This is a genomic window from Betaproteobacteria bacterium, assembly GCA_016720925.1.
Classification (GTDB): Bacteria; Pseudomonadota; Gammaproteobacteria; order Burkholderiales; family Usitatibacteraceae; genus UKL13-2.
Genome location: JADKJR010000024.1, coordinates 1 through 23,395, shown reverse-complemented (window position 1 = coordinate 23,395; position 23,395 = coordinate 1). Strand labels below are relative to the sequence as shown.

25 protein-coding genes and 1 pseudogene are annotated in these 23,395 nt (G+C 59.2%); 20 read left to right on the top strand and 6 right to left on the bottom strand.

Annotated elements, in window-relative coordinates; translation table 11 throughout:
* The 8 genes from fliE to IPP88_21135 all read left to right on the top strand — a co-directional run bounded on the left by fliE (position 1) and on the right by IPP88_21135 (position 7,784).
* On the top strand, positions 1 to 474 hold the full coding sequence (gene fliE, locus IPP88_21170; protein ID MBL0125103.1) for a flagellar hook-basal body complex protein FliE: 474 nt from the start codon (positions 1 to 3) through the stop codon (positions 472 to 474).
* Positions 475 to 913: 439 nt separating this feature from the next.
* Positions 914 to 1,927: a hypothetical protein gene (locus tag IPP88_21165; GenBank protein MBL0125102.1), complete on the top strand. Its 1,014-nt coding sequence runs from the start codon at positions 914 to 916 to the stop codon at positions 1,925 to 1,927.
* A gap of 16 nt (positions 1,928 to 1,943) precedes the next feature.
* A complete protein-coding gene (locus IPP88_21160) occupies positions 1,944 to 3,155 on the top strand; it encodes an RHS repeat protein (protein ID MBL0125101.1) in 1,212 nt (403 codons plus the stop codon).
* 70 nt (positions 3,156 to 3,225) lie between these two features.
* Entirely contained in the window at positions 3,226 to 4,776 is a 1,551-nt protein-coding gene (locus tag IPP88_21155; GenBank protein ID MBL0125100.1) for an RHS repeat protein, read from the top strand.
* Between the two features lie 8 nt (positions 4,777 to 4,784).
* Entirely contained in the window at positions 4,785 to 6,719 is a 1,935-nt protein-coding gene (locus IPP88_21150) for a DNRLRE domain-containing protein (protein MBL0125099.1), read from the top strand.
* Positions 6,720 to 6,737: 18 nt separating this feature from the next.
* Entirely contained in the window at positions 6,738 to 7,013 is a 276-nt protein-coding gene (locus tag IPP88_21145) for a hypothetical protein (protein MBL0125098.1), read from the top strand.
* A gap of 280 nt (positions 7,014 to 7,293) precedes the next feature.
* Positions 7,294 to 7,680: an ankyrin repeat domain-containing protein gene (locus IPP88_21140; protein MBL0125097.1), complete on the top strand. Its 387-nt coding sequence runs from the start codon at positions 7,294 to 7,296 to the stop codon at positions 7,678 to 7,680.
* A 41-nt stretch (positions 7,681 to 7,721) separates the two neighbouring features.
* Positions 7,722 to 7,784, top strand: coding sequence for a flagellar hook-basal body complex protein FliE (locus tag IPP88_21135; protein MBL0125096.1), 63 nt, complete (start codon positions 7,722 to 7,724; stop codon positions 7,782 to 7,784).
* 128 nt (positions 7,785 to 7,912) lie between these two features.
* Here the strand turns inward: IPP88_21135 and IPP88_21130 are convergent, their stop codons facing one another.
* The 6 genes from IPP88_21130 to IPP88_21105 form a co-directional block, all read right to left on the bottom strand.
* Positions 7,913 to 8,713, bottom strand: a complete 801-nt coding sequence (locus IPP88_21130; protein MBL0125095.1) for a flagellar brake protein — start codon at positions 8,711 to 8,713, stop codon at positions 7,913 to 7,915.
* A gap of 10 nt (positions 8,714 to 8,723) precedes the next feature.
* A complete protein-coding gene (locus tag IPP88_21125) occupies positions 8,724 to 9,041 on the bottom strand; it encodes a hypothetical protein (protein MBL0125094.1) in 318 nt (105 codons plus the stop codon).
* Positions 9,038 to 9,361, bottom strand: coding sequence for a flagellar protein FliT (locus tag IPP88_21120; protein MBL0125093.1), 324 nt, complete (start codon positions 9,359 to 9,361; stop codon positions 9,038 to 9,040). The genes IPP88_21125 and IPP88_21120 overlap by 4 nt, the downstream gene beginning before the upstream one ends.
* Positions 9,362 to 9,371: 10 nt before the next feature.
* Positions 9,372 to 9,725, bottom strand: coding sequence for a flagellar export chaperone FliS (gene fliS, locus IPP88_21115; GenBank protein ID MBL0125092.1), 354 nt, complete (start codon positions 9,723 to 9,725; stop codon positions 9,372 to 9,374).
* A gap of 213 nt (positions 9,726 to 9,938) precedes the next feature.
* Positions 9,939 to 10,925, bottom strand: coding sequence for a flagellar filament capping protein FliD (gene fliD / locus IPP88_21110; GenBank protein ID MBL0125091.1), 987 nt, complete (start codon positions 10,923 to 10,925; stop codon positions 9,939 to 9,941).
* Positions 10,926 to 10,954: 29 nt separating this feature from the next.
* Positions 10,955 to 11,398, bottom strand: a complete 444-nt coding sequence (locus tag IPP88_21105; protein MBL0125090.1) for a hypothetical protein — start codon at positions 11,396 to 11,398, stop codon at positions 10,955 to 10,957.
* Positions 11,399 to 11,869: 471 nt separating this feature from the next.
* Between IPP88_21105 and IPP88_21100 the strand changes: the two genes are divergently transcribed.
* From IPP88_21100 to IPP88_21045, 12 genes and pseudogenes are all read left to right on the top strand, one after another.
* Positions 11,870 to 12,181 (top strand): hypothetical protein, encoded by a 312-nt coding sequence (locus tag IPP88_21100; protein MBL0125089.1) that lies wholly within the window; start codon positions 11,870 to 11,872, stop codon positions 12,179 to 12,181.
* Between the two features lie 10 nt (positions 12,182 to 12,191).
* The gene (flhD, locus tag IPP88_21095; GenBank protein ID MBL0125088.1) at positions 12,192 to 12,512 is read left to right on the top strand and encodes a flagellar transcriptional regulator FlhD; all 321 of its coding nucleotides are present in this window, start codon (positions 12,192 to 12,194) and stop codon (positions 12,510 to 12,512) included.
* A 1-nt stretch (position 12,513) separates the two neighbouring features.
* Positions 12,514 to 13,044, top strand: coding sequence for a flagellar transcriptional regulator FlhC (gene flhC / locus IPP88_21090; GenBank protein MBL0125087.1), 531 nt, complete (start codon positions 12,514 to 12,516; stop codon positions 13,042 to 13,044).
* A gap of 237 nt (positions 13,045 to 13,281) precedes the next feature.
* Positions 13,282 to 14,142: a flagellar motor stator protein MotA gene (gene motA, locus IPP88_21085; protein MBL0125086.1), complete on the top strand. Its 861-nt coding sequence runs from the start codon at positions 13,282 to 13,284 to the stop codon at positions 14,140 to 14,142.
* 41 nt (positions 14,143 to 14,183) lie between these two features.
* On the top strand, positions 14,184 to 15,203 hold the full coding sequence (gene motB, locus IPP88_21080; GenBank protein ID MBL0125085.1) for a flagellar motor protein MotB: 1,020 nt from the start codon (positions 14,184 to 14,186) through the stop codon (positions 15,201 to 15,203).
* A gap of 72 nt (positions 15,204 to 15,275) precedes the next feature.
* Positions 15,276 to 15,668: a chemotaxis response regulator CheY gene (gene cheY / locus IPP88_21075; protein ID MBL0125084.1), complete on the top strand. Its 393-nt coding sequence runs from the start codon at positions 15,276 to 15,278 to the stop codon at positions 15,666 to 15,668.
* Between the two features lie 7 nt (positions 15,669 to 15,675).
* The gene (locus tag IPP88_21070) at positions 15,676 to 16,371 is read left to right on the top strand and encodes a protein phosphatase CheZ (GenBank protein MBL0125083.1); all 696 of its coding nucleotides are present in this window, start codon (positions 15,676 to 15,678) and stop codon (positions 16,369 to 16,371) included.
* 298 nt (positions 16,372 to 16,669) lie between these two features.
* Positions 16,670 to 17,812 (top strand): flagellar biosynthesis protein FlhB, encoded by a 1,143-nt coding sequence (flhB, locus tag IPP88_21065; protein MBL0125082.1) that lies wholly within the window; start codon positions 16,670 to 16,672, stop codon positions 17,810 to 17,812.
* Positions 17,809 to 19,887: a flagellar biosynthesis protein FlhA gene (gene flhA, locus IPP88_21060; protein ID MBL0125081.1), complete on the top strand. Its 2,079-nt coding sequence runs from the start codon at positions 17,809 to 17,811 to the stop codon at positions 19,885 to 19,887. Before flhB ends, flhA begins: the two co-directional genes overlap by 4 nt.
* Positions 19,884 to 21,362 carry a flagellar biosynthesis protein FlhF gene (flhF, locus tag IPP88_21055; protein ID MBL0125080.1) on the top strand — a complete coding sequence of 493 codons (1,479 nt, stop codon included), beginning with the start codon at positions 19,884 to 19,886 and terminating at the stop codon, positions 21,360 to 21,362. The genes flhA and flhF overlap by 4 nt, the downstream gene beginning before the upstream one ends.
* The gene (locus IPP88_21050) at positions 21,355 to 22,173 is read left to right on the top strand and encodes a hypothetical protein (GenBank protein MBL0125079.1); all 819 of its coding nucleotides are present in this window, start codon (positions 21,355 to 21,357) and stop codon (positions 22,171 to 22,173) included. Before flhF ends, IPP88_21050 begins: the two co-directional genes overlap by 8 nt.
* 19 nt (positions 22,174 to 22,192) lie before the next feature.
* Positions 22,193 to 22,908, top strand: a pseudogene (locus IPP88_21045) (RNA polymerase sigma factor FliA).
* The last annotated feature ends 487 nt before the right edge of the window (positions 22,909 to 23,395 follow it).

Here is a 23,395-nt window from a genome sequence, read left to right as displayed (position 1 = left end):
ATGCAGGTCATTTTGCTCGCCATATCCACTGGCCTAAGCCGGAAAAAGGCCGGAATTTCCCGGCTACTTCGGCGGCTGCCTGAAATGGCGATGCTGTTACTGTTCAATCCTCATCAATGGGTGCGCATGCCGGCGCCCGGCGATTTCTCCAGGAGCCTTTTCATGGACCCCATCTCTTCAATCGGACGTGCCGGCGCCATTTCGCCAATCGACAGTGCCAATGCGCTGTCGGGAACCAATCGCACGGGCGGCGTCAGCTTCGGCAAATCGCTCGAAGACGCCATGGCCAACGTGAGCAAGCTGCAGAACCAGTCGCAAATCCTCACGCGCGAGTTCCAGGCCGAGAATCCCAACGTGACGCTGGAAGAAACCATGATCTCGATCCAGCAATCGTCACTGTCGTTCCAGGCCGTGGTGCAGGTGCGTAACAAGCTGGTGACTGCTTACAACGAAATGATGAATATGCAGGTGTGAAAGTCAAGAACTGGCGCGGCGTTTGGCGGCTTTTCGGCCTGGGATGGTCGCCAGTGCTAGGGTTCTTTGTCTGCGCTCGCCCCGTGCGCTAAATTTTTCCTTTCATTTGCCAACTGGCGCTGGGTTAACTCAACGCCCAATCGCTGTGTCCGCGAATCCAGCGTCCGAAAATTGAAATTGATCGACGGAGATTTTTCGTTCAAATGACGTGGTACATTCTCGTTTCAATAATTAACGAATAACTCGCATTCGTTGACACTTAGTAAGTGGCGGGATGGATGCAACGGGAAGCAAAACAAGATGCCGCACGTCGGTTCATCAATGCTCTGTTCACAATTCTGCCTCCCGAAATTGACGATTTTCATTTCGCAATGCCATGCAATGAATTGAGCGTTCGCTCAGACATTTTTTCCTTCATATCATTTTTCGGACGAAACCAATGCGCGTGCAGATTTCACGTTGTTTCAGATACGGGCTGAAGAAGTTTTGGTGCGTTTCATTCCTCGCACTGGCGTTTGGACCAGGTGGTGGTGCGATCTATGCCCAACAACTACCCGCAGATTGCGTGGAGATGGGCGGCACCAACTTATGTTCAATGCCCTTGGTGGGCGATTGGACATATGCGTTTGGTTACAGCTCGCTCCCCGTACAAGAGTGCCAAGTGCTGCCATTCAGCGGATTCCGATCCGAGGAAGGGATGTTGTCTGGAACGAAGGATTTCATATACTGCGCTGGCGCTGGTTACCACTCCACACCGGGCTATCCTGCCGTTAGACTTTGTTGGTTGGACTTCAAGGAGTTCTACCCGTCTGCATGGTCCGAGGAGGCAGTCTATCTGGGGTATTCGCGCATTGGCAAAATCGTTGCAAGTTGGAACAAACAGCATTGGCTTGACCCGAACGTCAAAGGCGCGTGCAACCCAAACATCAGCGAAACCGCATCTGAGCATGTGCGGACAAGAACCGTCATCTGTCCTGACGGCTATCAAACGAGCCCGTTTACGAATCCGCCGTATTGTTTCCGTCCACAGGTGACTGACTGTCCAGATTGCACCAAGCGAAAACAAGTCGGAAATCCCGTGGCGGTGGACAACGGCGCAAAGATTGAAATGCAGGTCGATTACTCCACCAGCGGTGCTTTTCCGCTGCAGATCAAACGACATTACAACAGTTTCGGGTCTCACTTTCCCTTTGGCAGCACCAAGCGCCAATTCCCATTTGGGGATTACTGGAAATCAAGTTATGACGGCGCCTTGGTCATGACGACCGGCACGGGTTACCAGATGGTGACCATGTTCCGGCCAGAAGGCGATCCCAAATGGTTTCGTTTTGTTGGCGGCGCTTGGGTAGGCCGACTCGATGAATCGGGAAAACTCATCCAGCTTACCGATGCCTCATCGGTCACGATCGGCTGGAAATACATTGCGGGCAACAATCGGACCCGAAACCTATGATGCCGCAGGACGCCTCTTGTCCATCGCAGATATCAGCGGGCTCGTTCATACGCTGACATACAGCGATGCCACCACGCCGCCCGCCATTGCGCCAGCCCCCGGCCTTCTCATCGCGGTCACTGATTCGTTCGGACGCCAGCTCCAATATATCTATAACTCACGCGGTCGCGTCATCCAGATAACTGACCCGAACGGTGGCGTCTGCGGCTATGCATATGATAATGGCGTACACAACGGCGTCTTCGACGGCGTCGACAATTTGCTGGCGGTGGCCTACCCTGACGGCAAGACGCGCACGTACCACTTCGAGGACGCGTCATACCTTCATGCGCTTACCGGCATAAGCGACGAAAATCAGTCGCGCTTCAGCACCTACGCTTACCAGAATCAATATGGTATGTATGTGCTTTCGTCCGAACACGCAGGCGGCGTGAATAAGTACTCGTTCAATTTCTATTACTCGCCGAACCGAACCACCGTGATCGATCCCTTGGGGATCTCCCGGACATATAACTTCCTAAAGGTCGCGGGTGTCCCCAGTCCCTCCTCTGAAGTGCGGCCCTGTTCGACACCCGGCTGTAGCGGGCTTGAAGCCAACTCGACCACCTACGATACCAACGGCAACGTCGCCTCGCGGACGGACTTCAAAGGCAACCGCACCAACTACACCTACGATCTCACCCGCAATCTGGAGACATCGCGCACCGAAGGTCTCACCGCCGCCGGCACCACCACCCCGCAGAGCCGGACGATTGCCACCACCTGGCACCCAACGTTCCGCATCCCCGCAACAATTACCGAACCCACCACCGCCGGCAACAAAGTCACCACCTTTGGTCACGACGCCAACGGCAACGTCCTCTCGAAGTCGGTCACGGTCGGTGGCCTCACCCGCACGTGGACGTACACGTACGATCCCTTCGGCCGCGTCCTCACCGCCACCGATCCGCTCAATCACACCACGACCAACACCTACTATCCCAACGATGCCGCACAAGGCCTGAACCGCGGCATGCTCGCGACCGTCAGCAACGCCGCCGCCCACACCACCACCATCACCAGCTACAACGCCCACGGCCAGCCGCTATCCATTACGGATGCCAACGGCCTCGTCACCGACATGGTCTACGACGCCCGCCAGCGCCTGACTTCGCACCGTCGGCGGCGAAGTCACGCTCTACGACTACGACGGCGTCGGCCAGCTCATCAAGGTCACGCTCCCCGATAGTTCCTATCTCAGCTACACCTACGACGGCGCCCATCGCCTCACGGACATCACCGACAGCCTCAACAACAAGGTGACCTACACGCTCGACAACATGGGCAACCGCACGAAGGAGGCCTACAAGGACCCGGCCGGCACCCTGGCGCGCACCCGCACCCGCGTCTACGACGCCCTGAACCGGCTGCAACAGGACATCGGCGGCGCCACCCCGGCCAGCCAGATCACCCAATACGGCTACGACGCCAACGACCTGCTCGTGAGCACCACCGACCCGCTGGCGCGCGTGACCACACAAAGCTACGACGCCCTGAACCGGCTGATGCAAGTGGTTGATCCCTTCAACGGCGCCGCCGCCCCGACCAAGTACGAATACGACGCCCAGGACAACCTCACCAAGGTCACCGACCCAAAGAATCTGGCCACCGTCTACGTCTACAACGGCTTCAACGAACTGACCAGCCAGACCAGTCCCGATACCGGCATTACCGGCTTCACCTACGACAATGCCGGCAACCTCCTCACCAAGACCGATGCCCGCGGTGTGACCGCGACCTACGGCTACGACGTGCTGAACCGGGTGTCCAGCATCAGCTATCCCGCCTATCAGACCGACCCCGCCGAAACCGTCACCTACACCTACGATGGCACGCCAATAAGCTGCACCAACGGCAAAGGCCGCCTCTGTTCGATCACCGACAAGACCGGCACCACCACCTACAGCTATGACAACAAGGGCCGGGTGCTGTCCAAGGCACAGACCACGCTCGCCTTCACCCAGACGCTGAGCTACAGCTACAACAGCGCCGGACAACTGGCCACCATGACGCTGCCGTCGGGCAAGGTCGTCGCCTACACCTACCTCAACAACCGCGTCACCGGCATCACGCTCGATGGGGTGCCCGTCGTCAAGAACGCCGACTACGAACCGTTCGGCCCGATCGGCGAATGGACCTGGGGCAACGACAGCATTGCCGCGCCGAACAAGTACATTCGCTACTTCGATCTCGATGGCCGCACCACCAAGATCGAATCCGGCCCGGCCAATGGCGCGATCGATCCAACCCTCATCGTCTACGATGCCGCCAGCCGCATCACTGACTTGCAGAAGCTCACCGCCAATGTGGTGGATCCGGCCAAGAGCACCACCTACGGCTACGACAGCCTCGACCGGCTGACGGTGGTGACCCCCAACGCCGGCAACACCAATCCCGCGCGCGGCTTCAGCTACGACGGCGTCGGCAACCGCCTGACGTCCACCGTCGCCGGCAGCCTCACCAACTACGGCTACGGCACCAGCAGCCATCGCCTCAACAATCTCACCGGCTCCATCGCCAAGAGCTACAGCTACGACAGTGACGGCAACCGCACCACCGATGGATCCTCGACCTGGAGCTACGGCGGCAACAACCGGCCGACCAGCATCACGATCCCCGGCACCACGCCCGTCGTCGTTCAGGCCGGCATCAATGCGCTCGGCCAGCGCGTGACCAAGACCGTGAACGGCACGGTGACGCGCTTCATTTACGACGAAGGCGGGCGCCTGATCGGCGAATACGATCTCGCCGGCACCGCCCGGCAGGAAACGCTCTGGTTCAACGACCTGCCGGTGGCGGTGTTCAAGTGAGGCCTGCCGTGAACGCCCGGCATCGGAAGACCGCCGTGCGCGGAGTATCCGGATTCATCGCGACCCTCGCCCTGCTGTTCGCCGCATCGAGTCAGGCGCAGACAACCGTCACCCTGCAACAAGGCCTCAACGCCTACACCGGCGCCACCGACACCTATATCAACAGCGGCTCGGCCACCAGCAACTTCGGCACCGCCACGTCGGTACAGGACCAGACCGGCTCGCGCGGGGTGCTGGTGCGCTTCAAGATCTTCGCCGCCGATGGCGGACCGGTGCCCAATGGCGCGACCATCCAGTCGGCGACCCTGAGCCTGTACAAGTCCTCGGGCGGTGCCACCACCTATGGCGCCCGGCGCGTGCTCAAGAACTGGGTGGAGACCCAGGCGACGTGGAACAAAGCCACGAGTACCCTCAACTGGAGCGTGGCCGGGGCGACCGGATCGGGCACCGACCTCGTCGCCACCGCCGACGGCAGTGCCTCGACCACGACCGCGGCCGGATGGCTCGCCTTCACCGTCACCGGCGGTGTTGCCGCGATGAGCGCCGGCGCCGCCAACTACGGATGGCGGCTGGTACCGACCAGTGGCGCCACCGCCGCCAAGTCATTCAACAGCCGCGAGTACACCACCAATACCACCTTGCGTCCGAAACTGGCCATCACCTACACGCTGACCAACGCGGCGCCGACGGTGAGCCTGACGGCGCCGGCGAATGGGACGGTGCTGCTGCCGCCGGCCACCATCGCGCTCGCCGCCACCGCGGCCGACAGCGACGGCACGATTACCAAGGTCGAGTTCTATCGCGGCGCGACGCTGGTGGCGACCGCCACCGCCGCCCCGTACACGGCCAGCGACGCCGCGGTCGCGCCGGGCACTTACGCCTATACGGCCAAGGCGTATGACAACGGTGGTGCGACGACGACCACGGCCGCGGCAAGCGTGCGCGTGGACGCACTGCCGGCGGTGAGCCTCACCGCCCCGGTTGGCGGGGCGAGCTATCCGGCGCCGGCGAGCATCACGCTGACGGCGAGTGCGGCCGACAGCGACGGCACGATTGTGAAGGTTGAGTTCTATCGGGGAACCACGCTGGCAGGGACGGCGAATGCGGCGCCGTTCACGGTGGCGGATGCCAATGTGCCTGCGGCGGCGTACAGCTATACGGCGAAGGCCTATGACAATGATGGCGGGATCACGACCTCGGCGCCTATCAATGTGACGGTGACTCCGCCGCAGGCGCTTTACTATATTCATGCCGACCAGATCGGCACGCCGAGAGCGATCACCAAATCAAGTGATAACACCAAGGTCTGGGAGTGGAGCAATGCAGAGTCGTTTGGCGATAACGCGCCGAATGAAGACCCAAACGCGACCGGGACAACCTTCAAATACAACCTGCGGTTCCCGGGACAATTCGCGGACGTGGAGACCGGCACCAGCTACAACTACTTCAGGGATTACGATCCGAGCACAGGACGTTATATAGAGAGTGATCCGATTGGGCTGGGCGGCGGCATTAACACATTTGCATATGCCGGAAATAACCCACTCTTCAATACTGATCGAGACGGACTCGATTACTGGGTCGAGGGTTCAGTTAAGGGTGAAGGAGGGTATCCTTTTCACCGTAGCGTCTGCGTTGGTCAATACAACGGAATTAGAAATTGCATTAGCTTTGGTGTAGATGAAGAGGATTGCCATTTCGGCTGCAAAGGAAAGGTTTACTACGATACCTCGGCGGCTGGCCCACTGATATCTGGAAACTACAGTTACTGGTATCGATATTCCAGTGCGAATACCGATGCGAAGATATCTGCCGAGTTTGACAAATTGGAAGGTACCCCAGGATCCTATTGGCTCATTGGCAATAGTTGTCGAAATTTCTCAGGGCGAGTATTTGAAGATTTGACCAAAAGATACCGCGGTGAATCGAAGAGAAAACCATAGCCTAAGGGGTTGTCATCTATGAAACGATTTGTTCGATTGTTTGGCCTGTTTTTGTTCATTCATTTTCTGGCGACTTGGATTTGCTTCACAAAATCAGTCGTGATCAAGCCGCAGCCGAACACACATGCATGGCGTCAGGCTGCGGAGATTCTAGCGATACCTTTTGTCTATCTTGAGCCCAGTAGTGATTCTGATTTCCTGCTGGTTCTCATGATCGGGAACAGCATTCTTTGGGCAACATTACTAGCGACCTTTGTTGTGCTGGCACTTCACTTTGGAGGAAGAAAAAGGTGATGAAAAATACGGCAATCACCAATTAGAGTGCGATAACAAAATCTCCCAGCACAGTTAGTCATATCGCGGCTTTTGACCCGTTTATCTTATGAAATGGAACTCAATGATAGTAGGACGAATACAAGTAGCTCGTCTTCGGAACGCATCTGATATTGAGCATGTCGGCAGACAAACTTTTTTCCAATGCCCGAATACCTGATCGTAATGACCGCCGTGCGCGGACTATGCGGTTTCATCGCGACCCTCGCCCTTGTTGCAAGGACTGTACTGGATTGCTCAAATGAGCGACCTGAAACACCTGCTACTTGAATATCAAGGGTTGCTGCAGTTTGCTGACACTGCACTCGTCAGCCCAAATCAAGTGGGAACTGACGAGGATGCGCCCATCCACGTTGCGGCTAGGGCTGGCAACGCCGAACACATGTTTGCCTTCATTCGTAATAACGCAGACATCAATCAAGCTGGAGATCTTGGAAATACGCCTCTACACTGGGCTTCCGCTTGCGGAAAAATCGACACGGTACGGCTGCTAGTTGAGTCTGGTGCGAGATGTGATGTTCGGAACGAATTCTTGCAAACACCACAAGATGTCGCGCAATTGGGCGGGCATTATGTAGTCGTCGATTTTTTGCGTTCATGCGCATCGGGGTCAGGCGTAGCGATGTAGCATCGCAAGGTTCCAGACCGAATTAAAGGGCATTCGAGGCCGTGGTGCAGGTGCGCAACAAACTGGTGACTGCTTACAACGAGACGATGAACATGCAGGTCTAGCACCGGCGCGGCTTTCGGCGGTATTTTCGCCAGGAAGGCGCGCCAGTACTGGAGTTTCGTACAATCCGCGGGGCAGGCTTGCTATTGGTGCCTGACACCCGATGCCGTGCCAACTCCAGCTACCTTGATCAGTGATTACTCCGCCCCGCCACATCAAGCTGATTCACATAACGCTGTACCGCCATCTCGGCGGAGCCGGAAATTCGTAGCAGGCGGCAGCCGACCCGGCTCATTTCCCGTCCAAATCCATCCTTGAAAACCGACACGCGCCGAATCTCGATATCCACTCCATAGGATTCGTTGTCATACAACTGCAGTTCACACCCCGCGAGTTGCATGCCTACCGTCAGGACCGGCTTCTCGGCAGGCGCGACAAAGGCGAATCCGGTGGCGCTGATATCGGCAACCCTGAGACGTCCTGTTTCGTGCGTGCCGAGCGCATCGGTAATCGGCGGCAGCAACACATCGGGGCTGTTGGCCGCCAGCGTGCGCGCGCGGAACGCCGTGCGCCGCTGCAGCCGCAATAGTGATCGCGGCAGGCCGACACGCAATGCCGGCGCATTCTCAAATTGCGTGAGGACCGCGCGATTGACGGTGAACTGCACCTTGATATGGTTGAAAAACGCGACCATTGTCAGGTCGCTGGACTCCTGCAGTTTTTCGTTTGTTTTGGCGTCCGGCGAGAGGTCGAAAATAAGCTCCTCGAAATCCGCCGTAAATCCGAGGATTCGGGTGATGATGAAACTCGCCCCCTGATCGAAATACACGGTGGTCAGCACGTGCCGGTCAATCAGTACGCGCAAATTGGCCAGTATCTCGATGCGTGAGTACTCCTGGTAGGGCTCAAGCTCGTCGACGTACAACTCCGGGAGCGTGCAATTCGCAGCCGGCAGGTCATCACTTTTGATCGGGGCGGGAGTAGTCGTCATGGTGTGCTCACTACAGCATTAAGGCGGAAGATGATGGATAGCGCGGTCCCGCGAATGTATTGACCACGCGGCCAAAGGGGGACGTTGGCGCAATGTCAGGCGTAGTGTCAGAGGCAATGTCAGACTCAGCGGCGGGCGCGTCGCGCGACTCTGGCTCGAGGGGCGCCTCGCGCCTTTCGTCGCGCGGCCCCTTGCCTGTGGGCGGATGACGTTGATGCGGGCCATCATTGGCAACGGGTATTTGCGGATGATCACGGCGAGAAACCGGCACGATGCCGCCAACACGATCGACCGGCAGAAGCGTGCCCATTTTGATCGATGCGCTCACCGCAGCATTCTTTCGTAGAGACCGTTTGCCGAACCGCCCGAAGGCAGCCAGCGGGCCACGCGCCTCAACCACGGCTGCGAGAGTTCCTGGATCTGGCCATCGTTGACAAGAATCCGCTGCATGGATGCCAGCTTGATCCGGCGTTCCTCGGCAGTCAGCGCAACGGTTGCCGAGAGCACGCGGACTTCGTTGATGGCGGCATTGGCGCGCTCTTTCAGCCGCGCAACCTCCTGCCAGTTGCTGTCGCGTGCCGCAGTGAGCATCAATGCACTGCAGTTCGCAATGTGTTCGCAACGCTCCAGCAGGTACATGGAATTCATGGTTGTGCGCTTACGCGGGGATGCTGCCATATTGGGACATGGCGCCGGGCGGTGGCATCGCCACCGGTTTCTCGCCCACGCTTGGCGCGATCGCGGCCCACGTTTCGCGCATGCCGGCAAGCAAGGTGTGCGCCTCGGCCAACAGCGCGGCATCATTGCGCAGGTTGGCTTTCAGCAGGCAGCTATTGATGTAGTCATAGAGGGATTTCAGGTTTTGCGCGAGCTCGCCCTGCGAAAGATCGAGCGGGCCCGTGAGCCCTTCTTCGACAATACGGATTGCGCGGGTGATGGCGGCGCCCTTTTCGGCAATGCGTCCCGCCGCCATGTGCATTTGCGCCTTGCCCGTAATGCTTGAGCGCCGCATCATAGAGCATGAGCGTGAGCTGATGCGGTGAAGCCGACGCCACACCCGTCGTTACATCCACGGTGGCGTAAGTGTTTGCGACAAATCTGGCGAAGGCGTTCATATTCTCGATCGTGAAGTGGGCAACTGGGATTGGCGGGAAGATATTCTCTTTATCGGCCAATGCGCCGGTTCTTGAAGGCCTCTCCCTCACAGAATCTTGCGGTGAACCACCTATTTGCCCGCGCCGCTCCAGATCGACTGCGCGTTCGCCGGATATGCCGGCGCGGCGTTCTGCGCACTGCGTGTGGCGTCGACTGCGTTGAACTGCTCCCGCAGGTACGCTTCCACGCCGATCAGGCGCGTGCTGATGCTTTGCTGCTCCTTGTCGAGCCGCTTGATGGTCGTCGACAACCCTTCGGTCGTGGTGGAAATCAGACCGCTCGTACCCTGAGTCTTGTCGACAAATGCCTTGATCCGCGAAACGAAGGTATCCGGATTGGACGCCGACGCGGCAAACAACCGGGCCAGTTTGGCAATGCCTGATTCATTGGCAATGGCAGCGGCCAGATCGGTCTCGTCGAGCTGGAGCGAGCCATCTGCCTGCAGCGTGATGCCGACATCACCGAGGTTCGTAAAACCGCCAGCGGTGGCGGCGGAGGGAATGGCGCTGGCGATGGTCGTGTGCAGTTCATTGATAACCGACACTGCCGTGGCCTCGCCCTGCAACGCCCCTTTGACCTTGGTGGCAACGTCATACTTGGTGTAACTGCGCGCCAATGTGCTCAGGGTGTTGTAGCTGGCGACAAATTCACGCAACGCTTGTATCGCGGCTTCCTTGTCCTGCGTCACCGTCACAGTCGTTTGCTGCCCGGGTTTGGCCGTGGTCAGCGTCAGCGTCAGGCCATCGATCGCCCCGGCAATTTGATTGGAAGCGCTGACGAAGGTCCGGTTGTTGATGCTGACGAGGGCGTCCTGCGCGGCCTGCAATTGGCTGACTGCCTGGGTACCCGCCGCGGCGGGATCAAAGTTGAACGCGGAGATTGCCGGTGCATCGATCTTGATGGCGTTCCCTGCACCGGTACCGTTGCTCGATATGATCAGGCGTACTCCACCGCCGTCGGTGTCGATGGTCGCGCTAACACCGCTTGCACCACTTGCACTACTTGCACCATTTGCATCGTTTTGCGCGGCATTGATGGCGTCACGTACACCTGCCAAAGTATTCTTGCCGGCTTCGATGTTGACGGTCAGCGCTCTCTTGTCGGCGCGCGGCGTGAATTTTTTGTCGCGCCGCTATAGGTGCCAAGCGAAATAGTCAGCAGGCCGGTGCCTACCGGGCTGCTCGAACTGGCAAACGTGCTGGAAGCAAGTCTTTCGGCTGTCGCCAACCGTTTCACTTCAAGCGAGAAATTGCCGGCGGCGGCGACATGTCCGGTACTTGCGCTGGCAACCTCGGCATCAGCAATGGCGGCACTGTATACAGTCAGCTTTCCCGGTTTGCCAAGGGATGCCGCCGCATCGCCAAACAACGCGATCTGGCTCTGCAGCCGGCCGTATGCTGACAGCTGCGCTTGCACCTTTGCCTCGCGCTGTTGCGACACGGCCAGGGGCTGGCGCTCAATGGCCATCAATTGCGAAACGAGGCCGTTGACTTCGAGGTTGCTGCCAATTCCGAGGGCGGCTAAGGGCATGATCGTCTCCCGTTTTGGCGTCAGGCCCGCACACCGGCAGGTCGATGGCCTGACCCAATGCTGTTCGCTTTGTCAAATTTGTACCGTTCGCCCTGAGGTATCGAAGGGCATTTGCGCCGGAAGCCCTTCGATACCTCAGGGCGAACGGTGACTAAGCGAACAGTATCGTGGTCTGCCCGGCCGGCCGCTGCGTGCGTGTCACCAGGCGAAATACCCTGGCAGTCGGCAATTGTGTTCTGGCGGTGGGAATATTCATTTGCATCCTTCTCAAAAACTCATCCCCGATCCTTCAACGACGTGACGTTTGTGCCCGCGACATACTGCGTGAGCAACTGACCCGATGACACTGGGTTAGCCGGAACTTCGCCAGACCACACCGAATCCCCTGCACGTCCCTTATCGGGCGAATGCTGGTGAAACTTTAGGGGTGCGGAATCAATTTCTTGTGGACACGGCCCGCATATTTGACCCATGCAGAAAAAGTGCCCGGCGCCCGCGATTGCCCACTGGCTGAAACACGCACGTAACTCATTGTTTTTTTGTCGCGTCTATCTCAATGGTCACGATGCGGAAGCGTCATGTAAGGCAATTCCCTACAGAGGTGGCGGCGCCAGCCTGACGGAATTCTTGGGCGAATTCGGATTCAGCACGGACGAGCGAAAACCCACAATGCATTCATCGCCAAACCGTTTCAACAAAGGTGGCGATAAAGAAGAAAAGCAACAAACACAAAAACAACAAACGTATTTCGGCAGCAATCGCGCAATCTTGAATACAAAATGAGGCACCAAAAATGACCGTCCAACCCGAGCAATTGCTGGAAGAAATTCGCGAAGCAAACCTGTCCTACCTGATGCTCGCGCAGCACATGATTCGCGCCGATCTTCCGCAGGCGCTATATCGCCTGGGACTCAGTGAGGAAATCGCCAATCTGATCGGCAACCTCACGCCTGGTCAACTCATGAAGATCGCCGCCGGCAACATGCTGATGTGCCGTTTTCGCTTTGATGACGAAATGGTGTGGAATCTGCTCACCACCAACGGGAAAGTCGGCTACACCAACGGCCTGCACGCCAATATCCTGATGGCCGGCAAAATGGCGGAGGCTATCTAACATGCGCGCAAAAAGCATTGTCGGCGAAAGCCGCGACATCAACCTCGCCGTCCACCTGATTAGGCTCGGCGCCCGCCTGCAGGTACTTGAGAGCGAAACCAGCCTTTCCTATGAGCGCCTGCTCAAGCTATATAAAGAGGTGCAGGGAAAATCGCCGTCAAAGGGCATGCTGCCGTTTTCGACCGACTGGTTCATGGCCTGGCAGCCGAACATTCATTCATCGCTGTTCCTGAATGTCTACGAATATCTCAACAAGACCACGGCCATCGACGAAATCGACGCGGTCATCAAGGCCTATGAACTTTACGTCGAGAAAACCCAGGCATTGGGCATTGAAACAGTGCTGACCATTACTCGCGCATGGCGCCTGGTCAAGTTTGTCGATGCCGGCATGGTGCAATTGACGCCCTGCTCCTGTTGCGGCGGCAAATTCGTGACCCATACCAACGAACTGACCGACGACTACGTCTGCGGCCTGTGCAACGTGCCCTCCCGCGCGGGCAAGACCCACGCAAACGCGCTTCTACACTGACAACGCCACGGCGACTTGCGCCCTGGACTGAGTCAAGCGGCCTTTGAGGGGCCTCTTGATCCTTTCGTCCCGGAAACCTGCTGACGCGCGCAGTGTTTCCGGCCAGGCGATGAAAATCCGCGATGATCGCGGTTCGCGGCTTAAGATTTCACGAGGCAGCCGACAATAACTCCAATAGTCAAAAACGCATTGCGCATTCTTGCGACCACGCGTTGCGTTTTCTTGGAGACACAATAAATGCTCGTCATTATTGGCTACATCGTGGTGATCGGTTCGGTGCTTGGCGGCTTTGTATGGCACGGCGGCAAACTCGGCGTGCTGGTCCAGCCAGCTGAACTGGTGATCATCTGCGGCGGTGCGATCGGCGCTTTCGTGGTTGGCAACAACATGAAGACCCTGAAGGCATCCCTGCGTTCGCTGGCGCCGCTGTTGAAGGGCTCCAAGTACACCCGTGAACGCTACATGGCGTTAATGGCGCTGCTCTACGACATTCTCACCAAGATTCGCAAGGAAGGCATGATGGCCATCGAGCGCGATCTGGAAGCGCCGGACCAGAGCCCCGTATTCAGCAAGCATCCTGAAGTCAGTGCCGATCACCATCTGATCGAATTCATTACCGACTACCTGCGCCTGATGGTGTCCGGAAACCTGAATCCGCTGGAGATCGAAACGCTGATGGATCAGGAAATCGATACCCATCACCATGAGGGCGACGTTCCCGCCCAGGCTATCCAGAAAGTGGCGGACGGCCTGCCCGCATTCGGTATCGTGGCGGCGGTGATGGGCGTGGTGAATGTAATGGGATCGGTAGGTGAGCCACCGGCGATACTCGGCGGAAAGATCGGCGCGGCTCTCGTGGGTACCTTCATCGGCATCCTGTTCGCCTACGGATTTGTCGGCCCACTGAGCGGACTGATCCAGCAAAAGCTTGAAGAAGCCACCAAGGAACTGCAGTGTGTGAAGGTTACCCTGCTGGCGTGCCTGCAGGGTTACGCGCCGCAGGTGGCGGTGGAATTTGGCCGCAAGGTGCTGTACTCGACCGAGCGGCCCACGTTCGCCGAACTGGAAACTCACGTCAAGCAAAAGCGCACCGGTTGACGCGTACCAGCTTGCGCCGTGCCGAACCTTGAAATGCCGCCATGACCACTTCAAAAAAACCAAAAGCCCAGCCAACGGTAGTCATTCGCCGCATCAAGAAAGGCGGCCACCCTCACCACGGCGGGGCGTGGAAAATTGCCTACGCCGATTTTGTGACGGCGATGATGGCGTTCTTCCTGCTGATGTGGTTGCTCGGCTCGACGTCGAAAGGCGAACTGAGCGGCATCGCCGAATACTTCAACAATCCCATGAAAGTCGCGATGGGCGGCGGTTCCGGTTCCGGCGACAGCTCAAGCGTGCTGAAGGGTGGAGGCACCGATCTGACCCGCGCGGTCGGGCAGGTGAAGAAGGGGGACATCGAAGCGAAAAAGCGCACGATCAACCTGCAGGCGTTGAAAGCGGATCGCCAAAGGATCGAAGGCGAACGAATGAAGAAACTGATGGCCGATGTCGAAGCCGTGCTCGACAACAGCCCGCGCCTGAAAGCGTTCCGCAATCAGATTCGCCTCGACATCACCAAGGACGGACTGCGCATCCAGATCGTCGATGAACAGAATCGGCCCATGTTCGATATCGGCCGCGCGTCCGTCAAGGACTATATGCGCGAATTGCTGCGCGCGATCGGCGGCGTGCTGAACGATGTTGAAAACAAGGTTACGCTTTCCGGCCACACCGACGCCTACGCCTTCCAGAATGGCCAGCGCGGCTATTCGAACTGGGAACTCTCGGTGGATCGCGCCAATGCCTCGCGCCGCGAACTGATCGCCGGCGGCATGAGCGAAGAAAAAATTTACCGCGTCGTCGGGCTCGCGTCGTCTGCGCCGTTCAATGCGGACGACCCCAAGGATCCGGCCAACCGCCGCATCACCATCATTGTCATGAACAAGGATGCCGAGGAGCGCCTGACGCGCGGAGGCGGCCAGATCGAGGTGCAGGATGCGGATGATGTCGCGGCCGCGGTGGACGCGGTGGACGCGGTGAAATCGCCGGCAGCCGCTGCTGTGCCGCCACCGCTCACACCACCGGCCACCACGCCTGATGCAGCCGTCGCCCCTAAGTAATGCCCCGACCGGGCCGATAACCAGACAGACACTCCGGCACCAGCAGGTGCGGAGTCCGCCAAAGGAGCCAAAATGAGTCCCGTTGCTGACCTGAAATTTCTGATCGTTGACGATTTCTCGACCATGCGCCGAATCGTGCGCAACCTGTTGAAGGAAATCGGCTACAACAATGCCGACGAAGCGGAAGACGGCGTGGTCGCGCTCGCCAAACTGCGTGGCGGCAATTTCGACTTCGTGGTATCCGATATCAACATGCCGAACATGAACGGTTTTGAATTGCTGACCCAGATCCGAGCCGATGACAACCTCAAGGGTCTGCCGGTGCTGATGGTGACCGCGGAGGCAAAAAAGGAAAACATCCTTGCCGCCGCCCAGGGTGGCGCCAGTGGCTACATTGTCAAACCGTTCACCAAGGCCACGCTGGAGGAAAAGGTCCTCAAAATTGTGCAGAAATTCGCGAAGTGAGACAGCCATGAAAGCAAACACCGCCTCTTCCCGCGCCAAGAAAAATGCACCGCCCGCCGACTTCGAACCGGACCTGGAGGCAAAAGATGTCCTGCAGCGAATCGGTGTCATTACCCGCCACCTGCATGATGCCCTGTGCGAGCTTGGCTATGACAAGAACAAGACACTCGAGACCGCGGTCGATGCCCTGCCGGATGCGCGTGCGCGACTTTCGTATATCGCCAAGCTGACCGGCGAATCGGCGGAAAAAGTTCTGAATACCGTCGAGTTCGCGCGCGTCACCCAGGATGAAATGAAAGAAGGCGCCAACGCCCTCAAGGAGCGCTGGAATAGCCATATTGGAAAGTCCCTGGACGGTCCGCAGGGCAAGGCGCTGGTCAGCGATACGCATGAGTTTTTGGGGAGTCTGTCGATGTCATCGGACCTCGCCAACAGCTACCTCACCGATATCATGATGGCGCAGGATTTCCACGACTTGACGGGCCAGGTCATTCGCAAGGTTGTCGACCTCGCGCAAACTCTGGAAGAGCAACTGGTGGCGCTGCTGATGGAAACCACGCCATTGGAACGCCGCGCCAAGGCGCCCGCGCCCTCCAACGACACCGAGTTCCTGGCGGGGCCGGTGGTTCAGACCGAAGACCGTACCGATATCGTGACCAACCAATCTCAGGTGGATGACATGCTGGCAAGCCTGGGTTTCTAAACGTCGCGTCCCAGTTGTTGCCGCGATCCGCAGCCCTGATGAAGCCGCACGAAATGCGGGTTGGCGAAAAGTCGCAATCGCTATTCCGCGATTGCGATTCATCCCATCGCGGCGCACAGGCCAAACACCAGCACTGGCGGCACTTTCAGGCCACAATGCCGCCAGAAGCCGCGCCAGTGCTTGACTTTGCCCCGTAGCCTCCAAGCCCGCAAATAAGGGCGAATTCCCCCCATATTCGCTCCTTACAATCCGGCCCGCACCGGAATAATGGCTGACATAGAAAGGCTTATGTCACGCCATGTCTGAACAAGAAAACAGCGCTGAAGACCGCAACCTGCCCGCCTCGGAAAAGCGGCTCAAGGATGCACGCGAGGAAGGCCGCGTCGCGCGTTCGAAAGAACTCGCCAGCTTCCTGCTGCTCGGTGCCGCGCTGTTCGGATTGATGGGATTGGGTCCAAAGTTGTTTCAGGATTCGCTCGAACTCATGACACAGGGTCTGCGTTTTGACCATGCCGCCATTGCCGGCGAAGGCAGCATGGGCCTGCGTCTCATGGCGTTGACGGGCGCCGGGGTTATTGCTGCCATTCCCATTCTCGCGCTGCTGCTGCTGGCAGCAATCGCCGCGCCGCTGGCGCTGAGCGGCTGGAACTTCACCTTGAAGCCGGTAATGCCCAATTTCGCCAAACTCAATCCGATTACCGGTATCAGCCGCATGTTCGACAAGCATGGTTTGATCGAAATGGGCAAATCGATCCTGATCGCCATCTGTCTCGCCATCGTTGCCGTGACGACGCTGATGAATGGCCGCGAACAGTTCGCGCAGCTTGCCAGCATTCCACTCAATGCCGCCCTCTCCAACACCGGCGGGATGCTGTTGATGAGCCTCGGCGCGATGATAGGCGTGATTGCGCTGGCCGCGATAATCGACGTGCCCGCGCAATTGTGGCGCCATCACTCCGCCCTCAAGATGACCTTCGAGGAAGTCAAGCGTGAATCCAAGGAAAACGATGGCGACCCGCACGTCAAGGCGAGGATCCGCGCGCTGCAACGCGATGCGGCCCGCCGGCGGATGATGGATGCAATCCCGACGGCCGACGTGATCGTCACCAATCCAACGCACTTTGCGGTCGCACTGGCCTACCACGACGGCAAGATGCGGGCGCCGACCGTCGTCGCAAAGGGCGCCGACCTGATCGCCTTGCGCATTCGCGAAATCGCGGCCGAACACAATGTCCCGGTGATGGAACAGCCGGCGCTGGCCCGCGCGTTGCATCGCCACGCCGAGATCGGCGAGGAAGTACCGGTGACGTTGTACAACGCCGTCGCGCAGGTGCTGGCCTACGTTTATCAACTGAAGCGCCTGGCACCGGGCATGACCCTGCGCGAACCCGGCCTGATCGAAATTCCAACCGGCCTTGATCCGCTGGGGAGCCATCAATGAACGCCGTCCTCAACCGCCTGAATCTTGGCGACATACAGTGGAAAACCCTGGCCGCGCCGATCCTCATTCTGATGATCCTGGTGATGATGGTGCTGCCGCTGCCGGCGTTCGCACTGGATTTTCTGTTCACATTCAATATTGCCTTGTCGCTGGTGGTCCTGCTGGTGGCGGTGTACACGCGCAAACCACTCGAATTTGCCGCATTCCCGACGGTCCTGCTGGTGACCACGTTGCTGCGGCTGTCGCTGAATGTGGCGTCCACCCGCGTCGTGCTGCTCAATGGTCACACCGGCGGTGACGCCGCCGGCAAGCTGATCGAAGCCTTTGCCCACTTCCTGATCGGCGGCAATTTTGCCGTTGGCATCATCGTCTTCGCGATTATCGTGGTCATCAATTTTGTGGTGGTCACCAAGGGCGCGGGCCGCATCGCCGAGGTTTCCGCCCGCTTCACCCTGGATGCCATGCCGGGCAAGCAAATGGCCATCGACGCCGACATGAATGCCGGCATCATCGATCAGGCCGAGGCCAAGCGCCGCCGCTCGGAAATCACACAGGAAGCGGAATTCTTCGGCTCGATGGACGGTGCATCGAAATTCGTCCGTGGCGACGCAATCGCCGGCATCCTCATCCTGTTCATCAATATCATCGGCGGCCTCATCATCGGCATCGCCCAGCATAATCTGTCGGTCGCGCAGGCCGCCAACAACTACATCCTGCTGGCCATCGGCGACGGCCTGGTCGCACAGATTCCCGCGCTGGTGATTTCTGTCGCCGCCGCCATGATCGTTGCCCGCGTCGGCACCGACCAGGATATCGGCACGCAGATTTCCACGCAATTGTTCACGATGCCGCGCTCGATCGGCCTGACTGCCGCCGTGCTGCTGCTCATCGGCGTGATCCCGGGCATGCCGCATGTCGCTTTCCTGATGATGGCCGGCGCCTTGGGATACGGCGCATGGTGGCTCACCGAGCGCCGCAAACAGGCGGCCCTGGTTCCTGTCGAAGCCCCCGCCGCACCGGTAAAGAACGATGAAGCCTCGTGGGACGATCTGGAGCCGGTCGACATGGTCGGGCTCGAAGTCGGATACCGGCTGATTCCGCTGGTCGATCAGGCGCAGGACGGCGAGTTGCTGAAACGCATCAAGGCCATCCGCAAGAAATTTGCACAGGACGTGGGCTTCCTGCCGTCGGCCGTGCATATCCGCGACAACCTCGAACTCAAGCCCAACGCCTATCGCATCACGCTCAGGGGAGTCTCGGTCGGCGAGGGCGAAGCGATTTCCGGCATGCTGCTGGCAATCAATCCGGGCGAAGCCAGCACACCACTGATCGGCAGCGCGACCCGCGATCCGGCATTCGGTTTGCCCGCAACGTGGATCGAAGCAAGCCAGCGCGACTTCGCGCAGACCCACGGCTACACGGTGGTCGACGCCGCGACCGTTGTCGCGACCCATCTTTCGCACCTGATGCACGGCCAGGCCGCGCAGTTGCTGGGACGTCAGGAAACCCAGGCGCTGATGGAGCATGTCAACAAATACGCGCCCAAACTGCTCGACGACATCGTGCCGAAATTGATTTCGATCGCCACGTTCCAGAAGGTACTGCAAAACCTTCTCGAAGAAGGCGTTCCTGTCCGCGACCTGCGCAGCATTCTCGATGCGATCGCCGAAGCCGGCGCGCAGACCCAGAATCCCGCCGACATCACCAATGCCGTGCGCACCCGGCTCGGCCGCTTCATCGTCCACAAAATATACGGCCAGACTCGTGAACTCGACATCATCGCGCTCGATCCCGAGATTGAACGCATGCTGGGCCAGGCGCTAGGCGCCAACAGCGGTGAAGCGCTCGCGGTCGAACCCGGTCTGGGCGAGATGATCGTCTCCCGTACCGCGGAAGCCGCGGAGCGCCAGGAAGGCCTCGGCCTTCCTGCCGTCCTGCTGGTGCCCGACCGGTTGCGTACCTCGGTCGCGCGCCTGATGAAACGTGCCGCACCCCGCCTGAAGGTCCTGGGCCACGGCGAGATTCCCGATTTTTCCGCAATCCGCGTTAGCACCGTTGTAGGAGCACAAGCATGAGCGTGAAACGATTTTTCAGTGCCACATCCCGCGAAGCCATCAAGCAGGTTCGCGCCGAAATGGGCGACGAGGCGGTCATCCTGTCCAATCAGAAAGTCGATGGCGGCGTCGAAGTGATCGCGTCGGCCCACAACGATATCGCGGCGCTGATCGATCGATCGCCGCGACTGGAAGCACCGGCCACGCCAGCATCTCCCGCCCCCGACGCGCCGGTGGATCCGGCAACGCTGACGACCATGGCCCGCATCGCGCAGGCAACGCAGGCCAAGCTCGCCAAAGTCGCCGCACTCGGCTCCGCGCGCCGCGCACCAGCCGATGCACGCGTATTCAAGCCCGGCGAAGTTCCTGCCGCGGAATCGTTTGCGCATTTCGTACAGCGCAATGAAGTGCAGCGCGGCGTGGGGCAGCGCAATGAAGTGCAGCGCGCCGTGGAAACCCGCACCGCACCCGCCGCAACGTCACCCCGCAAATCGGCTGCCACCACCCAGGAAGCGGCATCAGGAAGCGAATCGAATTCATCACACTCGCAACTCGTCGCGGAAATCCAGCAGATGAAGTCCATCCTGCAGGAGCAGATGGGCGTGATGTCCTGGAATGAAACCGCATCGCGGCGCCCGCTGCAGGCCAAACAGATCTCGCAAATGCTTTCCGCCGGTTTTTCTCCGGCGCTGGCACGCGCCCTCGCCGACAAATTGCCTGCTGACTACAACGAGCCACAGGCAGCGACCTGGCTGCACGACAGCCTGTTGCGAAATCTCCAGGTCTCACCCGCTGAAAGCGATCTGGTCGATCGTGGCGGCGTCTATGCACTGGTCGGCCCGACCGGCGTGGGCAAGACCACCACCGCCGCCAAGCTCGCCGCGCGCTGTGTGCTGAAAAACGGCGCGCGCAGCCTGGGCCTGATCACCGTCGACAACTACCGGATCGGCGCCGAAGACCAGCTCCGCGCGTACGGAAAAATTCTTGGCGTCACCGTGCATACCGCGCACGACGCGCAGACCCTTGCTGACCTGATCGCGCTGATGCGCGACAAACATCTGGTGCTCATCGATACCGTCGGCATGGGACAGCGCGACAGCCGCTTGGCCGCGCAAATTCAGATGCTGAATTCACCCAGCATCGAGCCGGTGCTGTTCCTGAATGCCAGCGCCCAGGGCGAGACTCTGGAAGATGTGGTGCGCCTCTACGGTGGCCAGGGACATCGGCGTACCACCAAAGTGATCCTGAGCAAGATCGATGAAGCGGTGAAGTTCGGTTTCGCGCTCGATTGCGTGATTCGTCACAAGCTGCAAATCCAGTATGTGACCAACGGCCAGCGCGTGCCGGAAGACCTGCATCCCGCCAACGCGAAGTATCTGGTGCATTGCGCGCTGAAACACCGCGCCGCGCCGGCGTTCGCCCTGGACGATGCGGAAATTCCGCTGGTTCTTTCCAAAGCGGCACTGAAGCCAGGCACGGTACTTCGCCATGCTTGATACTGCCGTTGCCACCAGAGACCAGGCCACCGGGCTCCGGGAAATGTTTGAACCGCCACCCGGCCTGATGGTGTTGCCAATGGCCGCCGCACGCCTTGGCACGGGTTTTCATTCGCTGGTAAACAATATTGCCGCGTGCTACGCGAGACTCGGTCAACGCGTGATTGTCATCGATACCGGCGCCAAAGGAGTCGCGCATGCGCTGGGATTGCGGATCCCGCACGATCTGGCCGACCTGCTGTCCGGCACGCGCGAATTTCACGATGTCGCCGTACGCGCCGCCGAGGGCTTCCATGTGCTGAAAGCGCAGAAAGGCATACCTGAACTTGCCAGGTTGGCCGACGACCCTGCGGAGCTCTACCTGGGTTTTCGCCGCCTTGAGGAACCATTCGACATCGCCATTCTTGCCGGTCATGTTGCCGACGTCGCCGCCATGACGCGAAGCGAGGATGACCTCGTTTTCGTCACCAATCCGGAAAGCGAGGCGCTGACCGCGACCTACGCCGGCATCAAGCGCGCGCATGTCGAACACGATCAGCACGCATTTCGCGTACTGATCAATCGTGTTGACAATCCGCACGAGGGCATCGTCGCGTTCAAGCGTCTGGCCGACACGGCGCGGAAATTTCTCGGCGTCAGCATCGAGTACGGCGGCGCCGTTCCGCGCGATGCCGCGTTTGTCGCCGCCGAACGCGCGCAAAGCTCGGTATTTCGCGTGGCGTCGACGAGTGATGCCGCCACACAGATTTCGCAACTGGTCCAGTCCATGCAGGCCTGGCGTCTGGGCCGATACGCTTTAAGTGAGTCTTGACATGAAGGAGGTAGACGATATGTACACCGCACAGGGAACGCTTTCCAAGGATGCGCAGCTGAAGCATTACCTGCCCATGGTGAAACGTCTTGCCCACCATCTGCTCGGCAAGCTGCCTGCCAACGTCGAGTTCGACGACATGTTCCAGGCCGGAATGATCGGACTGATGGACGCCATCGGCCGTTACGAAGAAGGCCAGGGCACCCAGTTCGAGACCTACGCCAACCAGCGCATTCGCGGTTCCATGCTCGATGAATTGCGCAACAACGACTGGCTGCCACGCAGCGTTCGCAAGAGCCAGCGCGCCATCGAGACCGCCATGTCCAAGCTCGAACACCGGCTGGGGCACGCCGCGACGGAAGGTGAAATCGCCCGCGAAATGAATATTTCCTGAGAGCGCTATCAGGAGCTGCTGCAGGACGCCAAGGGTCCCAGTTGTTTTATTTCGACGATTACAACGCCAGCGCGGATGGTGGTGATTACCTCGACCGCCACCAGCCGGGAACGATGCCGCCAGCGATCCGTCGAAGTGCTCAACGACAAACGCTTCCGCCTGGAACTGGTGAAACACATCGACGAGCTGCCCCACGCGAAAAGCAATTGATGGGTCTGTACTACGAGCAGGAACTGAATTTCCGCGAAATCGCCGCGATCATGGGTGTGACCGAATCGCGTATTTGCCAGTTGCACACGCAGGCGGTGACACGGCTGCGTTCCAAACTGAAAGGCTGGTGAGTGCGTGCATGTCGCACGCAACTCCCCTTCCCGAGGCGGCGGATCAGCCGGCCACCATGCAGGAACCTCCTCTTGCCCGGATCAGATTGTCGCTGTTCCGCGATAGACAGTTTGGCGCACGGTCAATCGCACGCGCCTGACAAACTCAAGCACTGGCGCGCTCTTCCGGGCAATATCCTCCGGCGACCCGCCAGTGCTTGCGTTTCTTACCTTCGCAGAATCGCGAATCCCCTGATATCCGCGTACTTTCACGCGGGCGCGCGCATCGCTTCGCATTCAAACCATCAGGCAGGCGAACCGGCATGACCACCATCAGCGCCAGTCAACCGACGTTTCTCGATCTGGTCATCGTCGATGACTGCATCACCGACATAGATCTGGAGATCGGCGATTTAAACAAGGCGGCGTGGCGGCAGGCGCGCGCCAGGTGACGGACGAGCCTCCGTTGCGCGCCGCGCTGGGCGAGCGGGCTGCCGGACGCCATCCT

Coding starts and splice junctions, on each gene's coding strand:
- fliE (MBL0125103.1), top strand. CDS start 1: ATGCAGGTCATTTTGCTCGCCATATCCACTGGCCTAAGCCGGAAAAAG.
- IPP88_21165 (MBL0125102.1), top strand. CDS start 914: ATGCGCGTGCAGATTTCACGTTGTTTCAGATACGGGCTGAAGAAGTTT.
- IPP88_21145 (MBL0125098.1), top strand. CDS start 6,738: ATGAAACGATTTGTTCGATTGTTTGGCCTGTTTTTGTTCATTCATTTT.
- IPP88_21140 (MBL0125097.1), top strand. CDS start 7,294: ATGAGCGACCTGAAACACCTGCTACTTGAATATCAAGGGTTGCTGCAG.
- IPP88_21130 (MBL0125095.1), bottom strand. CDS start 8,713: ATGACGACTACTCCCGCCCCGATCAAAAGTGATGACCTGCCGGCTGCG.
- IPP88_21120 (MBL0125093.1), bottom strand. CDS start 9,361: ATGAATTCCATGTACCTGCTGGAGCGTTGCGAACACATTGCGAACTGC.
- fliS (MBL0125092.1), bottom strand. CDS start 9,725: ATGCGGCGCTCAAGCATTACGGGCAAGGCGCAAATGCACATGGCGGCG.
- IPP88_21105 (MBL0125090.1), bottom strand. CDS start 11,398: ATGCCCTTAGCCGCCCTCGGAATTGGCAGCAACCTCGAAGTCAACGGC.
- IPP88_21100 (MBL0125089.1), top strand. CDS start 11,870: ATGCAGAAAAAGTGCCCGGCGCCCGCGATTGCCCACTGGCTGAAACAC.
- flhD (MBL0125088.1), top strand. CDS start 12,192: ATGACCGTCCAACCCGAGCAATTGCTGGAAGAAATTCGCGAAGCAAAC.
- flhC (MBL0125087.1), top strand. CDS start 12,514: ATGCGCGCAAAAAGCATTGTCGGCGAAAGCCGCGACATCAACCTCGCC.
- motA (MBL0125086.1), top strand. CDS start 13,282: ATGCTCGTCATTATTGGCTACATCGTGGTGATCGGTTCGGTGCTTGGC.
- motB (MBL0125085.1), top strand. CDS start 14,184: ATGACCACTTCAAAAAAACCAAAAGCCCAGCCAACGGTAGTCATTCGC.
- cheY (MBL0125084.1), top strand. CDS start 15,276: ATGAGTCCCGTTGCTGACCTGAAATTTCTGATCGTTGACGATTTCTCG.
- IPP88_21070 (MBL0125083.1), top strand. CDS start 15,676: ATGAAAGCAAACACCGCCTCTTCCCGCGCCAAGAAAAATGCACCGCCC.
- flhB (MBL0125082.1), top strand. CDS start 16,670: ATGTCTGAACAAGAAAACAGCGCTGAAGACCGCAACCTGCCCGCCTCG.
- flhA (MBL0125081.1), top strand. CDS start 17,809: ATGAACGCCGTCCTCAACCGCCTGAATCTTGGCGACATACAGTGGAAA.
- flhF (MBL0125080.1), top strand. CDS start 19,884: ATGAGCGTGAAACGATTTTTCAGTGCCACATCCCGCGAAGCCATCAAG.
- IPP88_21050 (MBL0125079.1), top strand. CDS start 21,355: ATGCTTGATACTGCCGTTGCCACCAGAGACCAGGCCACCGGGCTCCGG.